The 12,979-nt window shown below is 60.3% G+C and carries 12 protein-coding genes; 7 read left to right on the top strand and 5 right to left on the bottom strand.

All coding sequences use genetic code 11. The features are described from left to right. Nucleotides 1-124: 124 nt before the first annotated feature. Together A3AY_RS0118740 and A3AY_RS0118735 are read right to left on the bottom strand one after the other, a co-directional pair. Nucleotides 125-757 carry a Vgb family protein gene (locus tag A3AY_RS0118740; RefSeq protein ID WP_018327206.1) on the bottom strand — a complete coding sequence of 211 codons (633 nt, stop codon included), beginning with the start codon at nt 755-757 and terminating at the stop codon, nt 125-127. Nucleotides 758-766: 9 nt separating this feature from the next. Then, on the bottom strand, nt 767-1,987 hold the full coding sequence (locus tag A3AY_RS0118735; RefSeq protein ID WP_018327205.1) for a hypothetical protein: 1,221 nt from the start codon (nt 1,985-1,987) through the stop codon (nt 767-769). A gap of 122 nt (nt 1,988-2,109) precedes the next feature. Here A3AY_RS0118735 and A3AY_RS0118730 point away from each other — a divergent pair, with 122 nt between their 5' ends. Next, the gene (locus A3AY_RS0118730) at nt 2,110-2,907 is read left to right on the top strand and encodes a DUF899 domain-containing protein (RefSeq protein ID WP_018327204.1); all 798 of its coding nucleotides are present in this window, start codon (nt 2,110-2,112) and stop codon (nt 2,905-2,907) included. Nucleotides 2,908-3,459: 552 nt separating this feature from the next. Here the strand turns inward: A3AY_RS0118730 and A3AY_RS0118720 are convergent. Then, the gene (locus tag A3AY_RS0118720; protein ID WP_026203600.1) at nt 3,460-4,392 is read right to left on the bottom strand and encodes an L-lactate dehydrogenase; all 933 of its coding nucleotides are present in this window, start codon (nt 4,390-4,392) and stop codon (nt 3,460-3,462) included. Between the two features lie 535 nt (nt 4,393-4,927). Between A3AY_RS0118720 and A3AY_RS0118715 the strand changes: the two genes are divergently transcribed. Then, nucleotides 4,928-7,399, top strand: coding sequence for a glycogen/starch/alpha-glucan phosphorylase (locus tag A3AY_RS0118715; RefSeq protein ID WP_018327201.1), 2,472 nt, complete (start codon nt 4,928-4,930; stop codon nt 7,397-7,399). 392 nt (nt 7,400-7,791) lie between these two features. Here A3AY_RS0118715 and A3AY_RS0118710 read toward each other — a convergent pair whose 3' ends face one another. Then, nucleotides 7,792-8,067, bottom strand: coding sequence for a DUF3861 domain-containing protein (locus A3AY_RS0118710; protein ID WP_018327200.1), 276 nt, complete (start codon nt 8,065-8,067; stop codon nt 7,792-7,794). Nucleotides 8,068-8,072: 5 nt separating this feature from the next. Next, the gene (locus tag A3AY_RS0118705; protein ID WP_018327199.1) at nt 8,073-9,179 is read right to left on the bottom strand and encodes an alcohol dehydrogenase catalytic domain-containing protein; all 1,107 of its coding nucleotides are present in this window, start codon (nt 9,177-9,179) and stop codon (nt 8,073-8,075) included. A gap of 141 nt (nt 9,180-9,320) precedes the next feature. Between A3AY_RS0118705 and A3AY_RS0118700 the strand changes: the two genes are divergently transcribed. From A3AY_RS0118700 to A3AY_RS0118680, 5 genes are all read left to right on the top strand, one after another. After that, entirely contained in the window at nt 9,321-9,671 is a 351-nt protein-coding gene (locus tag A3AY_RS0118700) for a DoxX family protein (protein WP_018327198.1), read from the top strand. Between the two features lie 108 nt (nt 9,672-9,779). Next, a complete protein-coding gene (locus A3AY_RS0118695) occupies nt 9,780-10,346 on the top strand; it encodes a TetR/AcrR family transcriptional regulator (RefSeq protein WP_026203598.1) in 567 nt (188 codons plus the stop codon). Nucleotides 10,347-10,714: 368 nt separating this feature from the next. Then, entirely contained in the window at nt 10,715-11,569 is an 855-nt protein-coding gene (locus A3AY_RS0118690; RefSeq protein ID WP_018327196.1) for a hypothetical protein, read from the top strand. Nucleotides 11,570-11,588: 19 nt separating this feature from the next. Beyond that, nucleotides 11,589-12,173 (top strand): YceI family protein, encoded by a 585-nt coding sequence (locus tag A3AY_RS0118685; RefSeq protein WP_018327195.1) that lies wholly within the window; start codon nt 11,589-11,591, stop codon nt 12,171-12,173. 405 nt (nt 12,174-12,578) lie between these two features. Continuing rightward, on the top strand, nt 12,579-12,979 hold a 401-nt coding region (locus A3AY_RS0118680; protein ID WP_018327194.1), incomplete at its 3' end, for an alcohol dehydrogenase catalytic domain-containing protein.

Below are 12,979 nucleotides of genomic sequence, written 5' to 3'. Positions count from 1 at the left end.
GATTCCGACGCCAGGCTGCGGCGGGATGGATCGACTTAATATAAGTTGCAGCCAATAGCTCGATTGAAATCGATCCCTGCCCACCCACAGCTCCTTATGCTCTCCATGTTCGCTTGGGCAGCCCTTATCCTGGCCGGCGGATAACTCGGATATTGCCGCTGCTCCCGCCGCCGCAAAAAAGCTGATCTCCGCCATCAGACTCAAGCCCTGATACGACCAAGCCAGCCGGCATATCGATGCGCTCCAAGACCTCTCCCGTCCCTGGATCGATCCGCCGAATATCGCTCTCGTCACCTTCCCAGGTGCCGTGCCAGAGGTCTCCATCGATCCAGGTCACGCCGGTGACGAAGCGGTTGGATTCGATAGTACGAAGAATTGTACCGGTCTCGGGATCGATCTGATGAATTTTCCGGCTGCGATGCTGTCCGACCCAGAGTGTTCCCTCGGCCCAAGCAAGGCCGGAATCGCCGCCATTGCCGGGTGCCGGGATCGTCGACAGCACCGCGCCGGTCTTCGGATCGATCTTCTGGATGTGGTTCTCGGCGATCTGAAAGAGATGCCGGCCATCAAAGGCTGTTCCGGCATGCGCGGCGACATCGATCGAGCGCACCACTTCGCCACTGACTGGGTCGAAGGCGTTGAGCTTGTCCCCGGACGCAAACCAGATGTGCCTTCCATCATAGGTGACTCCATTCACGCGATCGGCACGTGGAAAGGGCCCATACTCACGAAGAATTTCGGCTTGGGACTGTTTCATAGGTTCATCCTAATCGCTCGGTAGTGGACCGGGGAGTAACAAAGTTGACGGGAATCCCGGCAGAGATGGGGTCGTCCAGCGGCGTGCCGGCCCCCGGCCAAAGGATTGCGCCTTGCCAGCCGCCGCCAGTGCATCGAGCGCCCGCTGCACCGTGCGCGGGCTGGCCCCAAGGGCAATCGCCAAGGCCGAGCTCGACCAGGACTCCCCATCGGCGAGGAAGGCGAGTACAGCTCCATGCTCTTCCTCAACGGGCGGGGCCAGGACGACGACCTTCCGGACACCGCGCGGCGTGAGCGCAAAGCCATCCTTGGTCGCCCTCACATCCGCGAGGGTGCGGAGCTCGCCTCGAAGCCGCCCGACTTCGACGCGCAATCGCGCTCGATGCGATTCATCGGCATCTTTCCCCCGGAATGCGCGTGCGACGAGAGCATTCCGCGAGACATCCCCCGGCCAGCTCTCACCTAGAGCGCGGGCAAGCGCGAATAATACCGGCCGCGTTGAGAGAGAGACCAGCGTGTTTGCATCCCGTACTGCATAACGGCAGGCATCCACCACGAGCGCCCCCGATGCAAGCAGCGCCTCGACCTCCTCCAGCAGCAGGAAGCGCTCCTCGCCCACAGCGACCAGACGCGCGGCAGGCGTCTTCAGAACCTGGTATGCGCTTTCGACTTCGGCAGCGAGTGCGGGAATGCCCGCCTCATGCGCCGCATTTTCCGCCCGCCGGAGGGCCGCCCGTGCCGCACCCGTCTGGAGCCGCCGGATAGCGATCCCCGCGACGACCAACTCGTAGGCGGTCCTCGATGGAGGCGGAAGCGGTGTCGGGTCGAGCTCGGCGAGCAGCCGTTCGGCCTCGTCTAGATGACCGATCAAGAGCAAGCGCCGGACTTCGAGATGACGCGCATGGGCGGCATTCAAGCGGTCTCCATGGGCCTCAAGCACAGTTCGCGCGGCGGCGAGCGTCTTGGCCGGCCAGCCAAGGTCACGCGAGACGAGCGCGATTTCGGCTTCGGCGACTATACAGCGCGCACGTGCCATCGCCTCTCTAGGCCCGAAGGCACGGGCGGCCATTTTTAGGAGAACCTTTGCCCTGACCAGGTCACCAAGCTGCGCCATCGCAATGCCCCGCAGCGCAAGCGCAGGCGCATCTTCGCGCAGGGCAACCCTCTTTAATGCGCCGAGAAGATCACCGGTCGCGAGCAGCCGCGCCGCGGCGGTCATCATCGAGTCCATTGAAATCCCGTCAAACTTGTAACTCCCACCATCCCCCGATCGGCCTCTAGTCTGTTCCTAACGACCAAGAAACCGATCGCACCAGTGATGGTACGACAACAGACGGCAAAAGGAGAAGCATAATGACGACGCATAAGACAGGAACACGTGAAGAATGGCTCGCGGCGCGGCTCGAGCTGCTCGCGGATGAGAAGGAGCTAACGCGGCACAGCGACATGCTGGCACAGCGGCGCCAGGAGCTGCCCTGGGTACGGATCGACAAGGACTATAGTTTCGAGACAGATGACGGCAGCGCCTCACTCATCGACCTCTTCAACGGACGCTCGCAGCTCCTCGTCTATCACTTCATGTTTGGGCCTGACTATACGGCCGGCTGCCCGTCCTGCTCGTCGATCGCCGATGGCTTCAACGGCATCGTCGTCCATCTCGAACATCACGACGTCGCTTTCGCGGCCGTATCACGCGCGCCGCTCGCCAAGCTGCAGGTCTTCAAGGAGCGAATGGGCTGGAGCTTTCCCTGGGCCTCCTCCTTTGGGAGCGATTTCAACCGTGATTTCAGCGTCTGGTTCACCAAGGAAGAGCAGCGTGACGGAGGCATAGAATACAACTTCCACCGCGAGGCGCCGATGCCTCAGCCGCTCGCCGGCAGGTCCGTCCAGGAATGGCAGCTGCGCGGTAGCGAAGGCCCCGTCGCGCAGATTGCCGCCATGACTGGAACCGACGTCGCCACATATACGCGAGACAGGCCCGGGCTTAGCGCCTTCGTGCTCCAGGACGGCGCCGTCTATCATACCTATTCCAGCTTTGCCCGCGGGTTGGACGGGGTCTGGGGCATGTATCAGTGGCTCGACCGAGCCCCGTTGGGGCGCAACGAGAACGGCGTCTGGTGGCGCCGCCATGACGAATATGGCCGGGGATGACTGCTATGTCCTCCCTGTCCAACCGACCGGAAGGGATGCCCTCTGCAGGCAGCTGCTTTGCGGCTGCCTCAGGCGGCAAAGCAGCCGGTGCCCGTGCAACCCATTGGCTCTCCCTCGCCGCCTCTCCAACGTTCGCTGTCATGGCGCTTCTCACGTCCGTGAACGGAGAAGCAGATATGATCTGCTCCTCCATACGGGATACCTTTCCGCTCAACGGCATGGTGCCGATGTACTTGCTCATGAGCGTCTTCCACCTGCCGCCTTGGCTGCGGGTGCTTTCGGGCCCCGCCGAAAAGCGAGATCGCCTACGCGGCGCGACCAGCGCCACGATCCCTTCGCTCCACGAAGATCCGGAGTGTCCGACTGGGCGCGAATCGGCCCCGTCGCAGAAGAATCTTTAGAGGCGATGTCATGTCTGGGTGTATATGGGCCGCATAACCGCGGTGCGTCGATCGCCTTGGTACTTTCCTCCAGTGCGGCCCGTGACACATTGCGATTTTTGAGCCTGTTCCGAGAAATGGACGACCAGTCCGTCCGGCCCATCCTTCGATTTCAGAGCGTCGCCGCCTCGAACAACCCCCTAAGCAGGGAAGCGCTTTGTTGAAGTGCACGGCGTTCCTGTGCGTCGAGTTCAGGGAGCAGCTCCGTGGCAATGCCTTGGCGACCCACGACACGCGGGACCGACAAGGCGACATCTCGCACGCCCTCGACAAACGCGGTGACGCTGGAAACCGAGAACACGGCCCGCTCATCCTGCCTTATTGCCCCGACGATTCGCGCGAGACCTGCTCCAATCCCATAGTAGGTAGACCCCTTGCCCTTGATGATTGTGTAGGCGGCGTTGCGGGTCTCGCTGTCGATTTTTGCCCGTACTTCTTCGGTGATGGGCGCGCTGACCTGTTCGCCGAAAAGAGCGATCGGGACCGTGCCGACCCTGGCGCCCGACCAGGCCAGCACCTGGCTGTCACCGTGCTCGCCGAGCACGTAGGCGTGAATGGAACGCGGCGACACGCGCAGGTGTGCCCCGAGCAGGCTGCGAAACCGCGCAGTGTCAAGGATTGTACCCGAGCCGATCACCCGGTGGGCGGGCAGTCCCGAATAAACCCAAGCGATCTGGGTCATTATGTCGACCGGGTTGGACGCGACGAGCAGAATTGCATTGGGGCAGACCCGCATGATCTCGGCGACGACTGTCCGGAAGACTCCAGCGTTGCGGCCCAGCAGGTCGGTCCGTGTCTCGCCGGGTCGCTGCGCGACCCCTGCGGCGATGATGACTACTCCGGCATCTTGCAGGCGGTCATAGTCTCCGTGGGCGATCGAGGTTCCCGAGGCAAATGGCATCGCGTGCGCGATATCAAGGGCGTGTGCCTCGGCTAGAGCTGAATCGAGATCAACCAGCACAACCTCGCTCGCCACGCCTCGCAAGCCGAGAGCGTACGCGGCAGCACTGCCCACCATTCCGGTTCCGACAATACCGACTTTCATCCTGGGTCCCACTCTGATCGGGATTAGACGAGTATTTTAGCTGATCCATGGCTCAAACCCCAGCCATTTATAGTTAAATCTTTCCAAGCTTGCGGGCTTCGCTCCAGCATTCCGCCACGACGCGGCGATGGCTGTTCGCCGGCGGAATTTCACATCGCTATGACGAGAGTCGCCTGCCTCGACATGTTTTAGCCGAAATACTCCGCCTGCGTGCCCGATCGACTGGCCGAGTTGTCTAAGCATTGTTACGGAGCTATTTTGTAGTAGGCTCGGATTCTACGTCGAAGTTGGCACGATGCTGGTCGGAGACGTGATGAGGCAAGAGTTGTCAACGCCAGACAACAGCGTCATGCAGGCGACGGACGTTCATCGGAAGGCTGTGTGCTGGGGGCGGCTTAAACACGCACCACCCTCTCGAATACTGGAAGCAATTCCAATCGGTTGAGACCGCTCGGGCCGAAGGTCCCGCTATAGCACCGCCAGAAGGGGCACCACCATGAGCAGCGAAAAGGCAGCAGTCCCGCCGCAAACTTCCATGTCTCCTGAATCTCATGTACTACCCACACACTATCGCTGCGGTCCGATCCAGTTCAGGGGAAGCCACGACGGGCTTTACGAGCGTCATCTGCTCTTCGACAACGTCATCGCCCCCGAAGATGCGGGAAACCGCGAGCGATACGAGGCGATCGCTCGATCGGTCAGAGATGTGCTGTCGCAGCGCTGGCAACACACCGAACAGACCTATCACAGAGAGAACCCCAAGCGGATTTACTATCTGTCTATGGAGTTCCTGATCGGGCGATCTCTCAGCAACAACATCGCCAATCTCGGTCTCGGTCCACTAGCCAGGCGGCTTTTCGATCAGGAGCATATAGACGAATTGGCCATCCTCGTCGAAGAGCCCGACGCAGGTTTGGGCAATGGGGGCCTTGGCCGGCTCGCGGCCTGCTTACTGGACTCGATGGCGACGATGCAATTGCCGGCAATGGGCTACGGGCTGCGCTACGAGTACGGGATATTCAAGCAGACGATCGTTGACGGCTGGCAACGCGAGCAGCCCGATAACTGGTTGCGCCGGCCGGATCCCGGGGAGGTCGCCCGGCCGCAGGAGGCGGTCGAAATCAAACTCGGCTGCTCCTTCGAAGTTCGCGGCGGGAATTTGCGGGTGGCTGCCGGGATGCCGTCCCGTCTGCTCGGCATACCCTACGACCGGCCGATTATAGGTTATGGCGGCAGGACCATAAACACGCTGCGGCTTTGGGCCGCGGCAACGCCGGAAAGCTTCGACTTCCAGGCCTTCAGCGCCGGTGAGTTCGTCAGCGCGCTGGCACAGAGGCTGACGGCCGAGACCGTCACGCGGGTCCTTTACCCCGACGATACGACGAGCATGGGACAGGGGCTGCGGTTCGTTCAGGAATATTTCCTCGTCGCATGTTCGCTCGCCGACCTCGTCCGGCGGTTTTGCTCGAATGACTCCGATTGGCATTTCCTGCCCGGCAAGGTGGCCATCCAGCTCAACGACACGCATCCCAGCCTCGCAGTTGCGGAACTGATGCGTATCTTGCTCGACGACGCGGATTTGGGTTGGGATGATGCGTGGGATCTCACCAGGCGTTGTCTCGCCTACACCAACCACACCCTTCTGCCCGAGGCGCTGGAGAAATGGCCGCTGCGGTGGTTCGAATTGATGCTGCCGCGCCACTCCGAAATCATTCTGGAGATCGATCGACGTCTCAGGGACGAGGTTCTGGCCCGTTTTCCCGAGGATCAGGGCCGCGTCGAGCGGGCGAGCCTGATCGAGCGGGGCGGCGATTGTCTGGTTCGCATGGCCAATCTGGCCATTGTCGGCTCGCACAGCACCAACGGGGTAGCCGAGATCCACTCGCGGCTGCTGCGCGAAACGACTGTGAAGGACCTTGCGGAGATATTCCCCGGACGGTTCAACAACAAGACGAACGGCGTGACGCCCCGGCGTTGGCTGCTCCTGTCCAATCCGGACCTTGCCCGCTGCATAAGCGACGGCATCGGCGATGGATGGATCACCAACCTCGCCGAACTCGAAAAGATGAAGCCGCTCGTGGACGATAGCGGATTTGTCGATGCGGTCGGTGAGGCCAAGCGAATGGCGAAGCAGCGCTTTGCCAAATGGCTGAACTCAAGTGCGGGGATCGATGTCGATCCCGAGGCCGTCTTCGACAGCCAGGTCAAACGCATCCATGAATACAAACGGCAATTGCTGAACGCGCTGAGGATCGTCGCACTCTACAATCGCATCCGTGAAAATCCAGGCCTCGATATGGTGCCGCGCACCTTCTTCTTCTCGGGCAAGGCGGCGCCAGCCTACCACGTGGCGAAGCTGATAATCAAATTCCTCAACAATCTCGCCGCCACGATAGACGCCGACCCGATGGTGCGCGGGCGTCTCAAGGTCGTCTTCCTGCCGGACTACAGCGTATCGTTGGCGGAGCGTCTCATCCCCGCCAGCGACGTCTCCAACCAGATTTCGACGGCAGGGTACGAAGCGAGTGGCACCAGCAACATGAAGTTCATGATGAACGGTGCGCTGACGATCGGGACCCGCGACGGAGCGACGATTGAAATGGCCGAGGCGGCAGGCGAGGAGAACTTCTTCCTGTTCGGGCTGACGGCGGACGAGGTCGCGGGGAGCCGCGGCTGGTACAGTCCGCGCTGGCACTACGACAACGAACCCGAAACCCGCGCGGTGCTGGATCTGATCCTGTCCGGGCATTTTTGCCGTTATGATCCCGATGTCGGCGATGCGCTCCGCAATGTCCTTTTGACGAGCGGCGACGTCTTCAGGCACTTGGCGGACCTCACCTCGTATCTGGAGGCGGATCAGCGGCTGCAGTCTCTCTATGTCGATCGTCAAGCGTGGACCCGGAAGGCGCTACTCAATGTCGCGAACTCGGGAAGGTTCTCAAGCGATCGCACGATCGCCGAATACGCGGCCGAAATCTGGACCGCCAAACCCTGTCCCGTGCCTTGATTCGACGGTGCGGGAGCGCCTCATGGTCGATTTCTACTGTGCGTTGGAGAGGCTCGTGGAACGCTCTCCTACTTTCACGGCAACCCGGATAGATCGTCGACGTAGCCTACGTCAGAGAGGCGCGAGAGGTTGTGTTGGTCCATCGGCGCCTGACGTGATCCTGCAGGCCCTTAATGCACGAGGAATCGTTTGGAACGTTTGGTTTCCTTCTGATCCGCAGTTCGTGGCGGGCCTCCTCATCGAGATCGATTAGATTGCCGCCACGTGTCGCCACATTCTTGAGCGTGCTGAAGGCGGCTGGACAGGTCGTCGTTCGAGGCGCGGAGTTCCTCATACCACCGTTCGAGCGAAATTGTCCTCGTGTCATCGTCCTGGATTGCGCGGAAGCAGCTTCAGCCTTTCAGAGACTTCATGAAGCTGCCGATATGCGGAAACAGTTCCTTGAAAGGCGTATGGGATCGGTGCTTGATGAGAACCTCTGCGAACAGCTTCAATCCGATAATAAACTCCGCCGCGTCATCGTCAGGCAGCAGTCGCCTTTGGCGTACTGCCGACAGGATCTTGAACAGGTCGTCGTGATTAGTGGTTTGGAAAACGAGAGCTTCGTCGACAGCCGAAGGGACATCGCCCTCCAGCCGTTCGACCGTGACCCGGTAAGTGTGAGCCATTGGCGCTACAGTTCGACGGCGTAGTAGGTGAACCCGCCCTCGTCCTTGCCCACGCCTGAGATCGCATCGTTGATCTTCTCCAACGGCCACACCATCGGAGACATGACCGACATGTCGATGATGCCAGCCTCGACCATGGCGGCGATTTCCATGCCTTCGGCGGCGGTGAACCAGACGGAGCCGATCAGTTCCATCTGCTCGTCCATCCACCACTTGACGTCGACAGGCAAAGCTCCGGACGTGCCGCCGATGTTGACGATACGACCGCCCCGTTTGACCCCGCCCATGGCGTCCAGCATGGAATCGAGAGGGGCTTTCGCACCGAGCGTATCGAGCATGAGGTCGGCGCCGCTTCCGTTGGTCTGCTCTTTCACGAAGCTTCCCGACGATCCGTTGACATTCGAGAAAGTGACGATCCGGTCGGGAGCGATCGCCTTCAACCGCTCAAGCAGTTTTTCGCCCCTGGCGACGGCGTAGATTTTCGCGATGCCCATCGCCAACGCAAAAAGCGTGGCCCCCAGCCCCAGCGTGCCGGTTGCGCCGTTGATCACCAGGGTCTTGCCCATCAGCGGCCCGCATTTCTTGAGGGCAGCATAGGAGGTGCCGAGATAACCCAGGCGGGAGCCTTCGACGAAACTCATGTTATCCGGGATCTTGATGGCCTGCGCCTGCGGGGCGAGCATGAATTCGCCGAAACCGCCGTAAGGATAGCGGGCGAACATCTCCAGGCTTTTCCGGTTGTAGCCGAAGTAACCGCCAAGCGTCCAATGTTCGCAAGCCTGCGGCTTTCCCGACGAACAATGGTGGCAAGCGCCGCAGAATCGACCGGGGTTCACATACACCCGGTCGCCCGGCTTGAGGTTAACGACCTGAGGACCGACCTCGTGGACGATCCCGCTCGGATCGAGGCCATGAATTGCCGGGCGTGGCGGAAGCGGCATCTGGGGGTACCAGGTTTCCCAGTTGGCCAGGACATTTGCCAGGTTCGGGACCATTCCGCAGGCTTTCACGCGGACGACGACGTCGCTTCCGCTTGCCTTCGGCCGCTCGACCTCCTCAATCCTCATTGGCTGACCAACGGCATGCAGGCGCGCAGCACGCATCATTTCCATAAGCATTACCCTCCCAAACTCAGAGATCGCGTCGTATTGACATCCTATTTGGATTGTGAATACCGTTTAGTATCTGAAAAAGCAAGCGGGGATTGTCAACTATCCTCGCGGACGCGCCAAGGAGCGGGTCAAGGAGGAGACATGGACTTCGCGTTGATTGATTGGCTGCGCATTCTTTGCGGCGCCTGGTTTATTCCCCATCTCATCGGCAAGGCATCGCACTACGAGAGAGCCGGAGGAACATTCGAGGCGGCGGGTCTCAGGCCCGGAAAGCTGTTCGTGGGGGTCGCCATCGTTGCGGAGGTCTGCGCAGCGGTGGGTCTGATTTTCTCGATATACCCCCGGCTCGCGGCCCTTTTCGGTGCCTTGGTGCTGCTTGGCGCGGGCTACGCAGTTGTGAAGATCAACGGCATGAACTGGCGCTGGCAGAAGATGGGACCCGAATATCCGATATTCTGGGCGATCATTTGTCTGCTAACGGCTCTTGTGTGATCACCTCATTTTGAGGTACGCCTCGGTGTCTGGATACCCACGGAATGGATTTTGTTGATGGCACGACTGACACGTGAGCAAAGTCAGGCTCGCACAAAGGAAAAGCTTTTGGCGTCCGCTTACGAAGTCATGGCACGCTACGGCTATGCCGGGGCGTCCATCGAGCGGATTGCGGAAGAGGCAGGCTACTCGAAGGGCGCCTTCTACTCGAATTTTGCCAATAAGGAAGATATCTTCCTGCAACTCCTTGCTGGCAACGCGGGTGGCGACGTCGTTCAGCTGACCGAGCTTCTCGGAAAACACGATGACCCCATGGGACTGATCGATGTCTTGGCGGCGTGGGCGAACGACCGCGGCGACGATCGTCGATGGGGTATGTTGGCGATAGAGCTTCTTCGGATGGCCCAGCATGACCACACGCTTGGAGACCGGCATGTCAAGTTGTTCCGGGATCAATGGGAAGGCGTGGGCAAGATACTCATCGACAAGCTGGATCTTGTTCTGCAGCCGCCGGCGACCCCCTTCTACATCGGCGGTATCGTTCTCGAACTTACCTATGGCGGTATTTCGAGCTTCCTCAAGGACGGGGCATCCGGGGATATGATCCGGGTCGTGCTGCGGGAAATGTACCGGTCCTCACGCGCGGCGGCGCCCGCCACGCGCGCCACCGCTTAATCATCATCCACCACAGAGATGCGCGCGCAACGCCAGCGCGCGCTGAGCATGGCTATTATTCACTGCGGCCTGGAAGTTTGCTGTGCATGCGAAAGACGACGGTCTTTCCGCAAACCCGCTTGACATCATCAATTTCAAAGACTAGCTTTCATCCAGAAACTATTTGGTATTTGAAAACCTAATAGTATTTAGGTCGCAAGCGGCGATCGCTGTTGAGGAGCAGCGGATTATGGGGGGGACCATGGACAAAATCATAACGATAAGGACCTGTCGGAGCGACCGAACCCGAGGGCAAGGTTCAGCCTGGTAGCGCAGGTCATGCACGTCGGCGGCTCGCCGTCATACATTCTCAGTTCGGAAATCATTGCATGCTTGGATTTGGCAACTCCCCGCAGGAGGCGCTGGTCGCGTCCCTGCTCGCCATGGCGCTCGTCGGCTTTTTTGCGTCGAGCCTGATGCGTTGGCGCGGTCTGGCGCGGCTTACCGACCTCCTGATGCCCGCAGCACTGCTGGCAGCGTATTGGCTCACCTACAACAAGGTGCCGCCATTTCCGCCTGTCGGTGCAGTCAACAAGGCGTTCTACGTGATCGCTGTCGGAACGGCGATTGGCTTTGCCGCCGAGATAGCGGCCCCACGCGCGGTGCGCCTTCTCGCATTGCTGCAGCCGGTCGCCGCCGCATTCTATGTCGGTGCGCCGCGATTGGGGATAGCCTCCTGGGAGGTGGCGCTCGCCGCGGTCGCCGGAATGGCGGTCATGGGGTTGGTCTTCCTGCGCGGGGCCACGGGCACGGAGGGCGACGTGAAGCGCGGTGGCGTCATTGCCGTAATTGCGCTCGGCTTTGCACCAATCGCCCTTCTCGGCGCCTCGTCTTCCTCGTTTCAGCTCTGCCTGATGTTTGCGGCTGGATGTTTTGGAATCCTGGTCGTCCACTCCTTGAAGCCTGCCTTCCGTTTTGGAGGCGCCTCGTCGATCGGTGCTTTGGGTGGCCTGATCGCCATTGCCGATACCGTCGTGCTGATCACGCGCAAAGCCGATCTCATCGCACTTGCGGTTCTCGCACTCTGCCTCGTGCTGCCGGCATTCTCGGCGCCTGTCTGCCGGACGTGCGGGCTGTCTCGGCCATTTCCGCGCCTTTTCACCCACGTCGCCTTGGCTGCACTGCCGGCTGCTGCAGCCCTTGCCGTCGCATACATCTACTATGGATCGAGCTTTCCAATTTAACAGGAGGAGGAGAATGAGAATGAAATACCGACTTGCAGCAATGCTACTTTCGATGACGGCCCTATCCGGCGCGGTGTCGCCCGCCTGGGCCGCGAAATTCGACATCGATCCGGTCCATTCGGGCATTGCGTTCTACATCGACCACCTGGGTTTCTCGAAGGTGATCGGTGTCGCGCAACAGTTCTCTGGCACCTTCGATTTCGATGCTTCCAAGCCGGATACCAGCAGCCTGGATGTCAAGGTCATCGTCGCTTCAATTTCCACGAACAACAAGCAGCGTGACGACGACATCCAGGGTGCGGACTGGTTCAATGCCACCGAATTTCCGGAAATCACCTTTGTCGGTAAGGAATTCAAAAAGACGGCCGACAACACCGGACAGATCGTCGGAGACCTGACAATAGCGGGGGTCACGAAATCCACGACCTTGGACGTCACGTTCAACAAGGAAGGCCAGAACCCTTGGACTAAGAACCACGTTGTCGGTTTCAGCGCGACTACCAAAGTCAAACGCAGTGATTTCGGGATGAAGGCCGCGCACGGTATGATCGGTGACGAGGTCGACCTCGTGATCCAGGTGGAAGGCAGCGAACACCAGGGATAATGCAAGACCATCGGGTCGCCTCCCGAGAAGGGCGCCGTCGTGTTATCGCGACGGCGCCTTTTCTGTTGAGGGGACCTCAAGCATCTCATGATCGGCCAAACCTCGATGAAGCCGCGGCCCTAGAGAAAGGGGTCATGCCGGTGACGCGATCGGCGATCATTCTGTGAATCTCGGATACTTTTTCGTATGCAGATGCGTTCTGGTATGTTAACGAAGACCGATGCGGCTGGAGGGTTTTGAAGTCGTTGCCGTGTCCCCCGGGAGGGGGACAATTTTACGATTGTGATCTCGATCACGTGGCGCTCGCTGGGTTTGGTTGGCGTACTCCGAATTCAATCCCTGTTCTCTCCGACATCGAACATAATCACTGCTCTGTCGAGGCAGGCTATCGAAAGGACATTCTAAATGGACGTACGCGCCGCTGTTGCCGTTCAGGCCGGCAAGCCATTGGAAATCATGACCGTTCAGCTGGATGGCCCGCGCGCCGGCGAAGTGCTGGTCGAGGTCAAGGCGACCGGCATCTGCCACACCGACGAGTTCACGCTGTCGGGTGCCGATCCGGAAGGCCTGTTTCCGGCGATCCTCGGCCATGAGGGCGCCGGCATCGTCGTCGATGTCGGACCGGGCGTCACGTCGCTGAAGAAGGGCGACCATGTCATTCCGCTCTACACGCCGGAATGCCGCGAATGCTACTCGTGCCTGTCGCGCAAGACCAACCTGTGCACCTCGATCCGCGCCACTCAAGGCCAGGGCCTGATGCCGGACGGCACCTCGCGCTTCTCGATCGGCAAGGACAAGATCTTCCA

The sequence above is a fragment of the Rhizobium giardinii bv. giardinii H152 genome, assembly GCF_000379605.1.
Classification (GTDB): Bacteria; Pseudomonadota; Alphaproteobacteria; order Rhizobiales; family Rhizobiaceae; genus Pararhizobium; species Pararhizobium giardinii.
Note: the sequence above shows the minus strand (reverse complement) of the source record. Positions and strands in the feature narration are given on the sequence as shown.

Coding starts and splice junctions, on each gene's coding strand:
- A3AY_RS0118740 (WP_018327206.1), bottom strand. CDS start 757: ATGAAACAGTCCCAAGCCGAAATTCTTCGTGAGTATGGGCCCTTTCCA.
- A3AY_RS0118735 (WP_018327205.1), bottom strand. CDS start 1,987: ATGGACTCGATGATGACCGCCGCGGCGCGGCTGCTCGCGACCGGTGAT.
- A3AY_RS0118730 (WP_018327204.1), top strand. CDS start 2,110: ATGACGACGCATAAGACAGGAACACGTGAAGAATGGCTCGCGGCGCGG.
- A3AY_RS0118720 (WP_026203600.1), bottom strand. CDS start 4,392: ATGAAAGTCGGTATTGTCGGAACCGGAATGGTGGGCAGTGCTGCCGCG.
- A3AY_RS0118715 (WP_018327201.1), top strand. CDS start 4,928: ATGTCTCCTGAATCTCATGTACTACCCACACACTATCGCTGCGGTCCG.
- A3AY_RS0118710 (WP_018327200.1), bottom strand. CDS start 8,067: ATGGCTCACACTTACCGGGTCACGGTCGAACGGCTGGAGGGCGATGTC.
- A3AY_RS0118705 (WP_018327199.1), bottom strand. CDS start 9,179: ATGGAAATGATGCGTGCTGCGCGCCTGCATGCCGTTGGTCAGCCAATG.
- A3AY_RS0118700 (WP_018327198.1), top strand. CDS start 9,321: ATGGACTTCGCGTTGATTGATTGGCTGCGCATTCTTTGCGGCGCCTGG.
- A3AY_RS0118690 (WP_018327196.1), top strand. CDS start 10,715: ATGCTTGGATTTGGCAACTCCCCGCAGGAGGCGCTGGTCGCGTCCCTG.
- A3AY_RS0118685 (WP_018327195.1), top strand. CDS start 11,589: ATGAAATACCGACTTGCAGCAATGCTACTTTCGATGACGGCCCTATCC.